This window comes from Hungatella hominis (assembly GCF_014288005.1).
In the GTDB taxonomy this organism is placed as follows: domain Bacteria; phylum Bacillota; class Clostridia; order Lachnospirales; family Lachnospiraceae; genus Hungatella; species Hungatella effluvii.
In genome coordinates, this window is record NZ_JACOPB010000076.1 from 1 (window position 1) to 575 (window position 575).

The 575-nt window shown below is 48.7% G+C and carries 1 pseudogene; it reads left to right on the forward strand.

Annotation, left to right across the window (positions count from 1 at the left end):
* Nucleotides 1-575, forward strand: a pseudogene (locus H8S75_RS32405) (hypothetical protein); the annotation flags it as partial.

Below are 575 nucleotides of genomic sequence, written 5' to 3' on the forward strand. Positions count from 1 at the left end.
TTTTTGAAACAGAATCTGGAGCTGGACGCCTCGGTTTCGCTTCTGGATTTTGGCTTTGCCCCGGACAACAGTATCTGGGCGGTTTGCCTGGAACAGGCCGGCGTCTATAGTTTAAGGAAATTTGACAACAGCGGTTCACTGGTTCAGTCGGTTGACCTGGCAGGTGTGATGGACACCTCAGTCATATCGGCAGTTGGAAGAGATTTGTTCCTCAGCATTGATAGAGAGGGAAATATCTGTGTGGCTGCTAAAGGCAGAAATACGCTGGTCTATCTGTTCGACAATGACGGCAGTTTCTTATTTTCTCTCGACTATGAGGGAAATCTTATGACAACCACAACGACTGCCGGGGGACAGATTGGTATTTGTGCAACTTCCCCGGACCGTATGAACTATGACCTGCTGACAGTGGACATGAAGAGCCGGGATTGGAGTAAAGACAAAATCTATCTGGGCGCAACAGCATGTCTGTACGGAGGTGTGAACAAAGATTTCTATCGGTTTGATTCTTCGGTTTTATATGGTTATGCAGCGGGCGCGCAGGAGGGCAGCCCGGTCTTTAACTGGTCGGATAT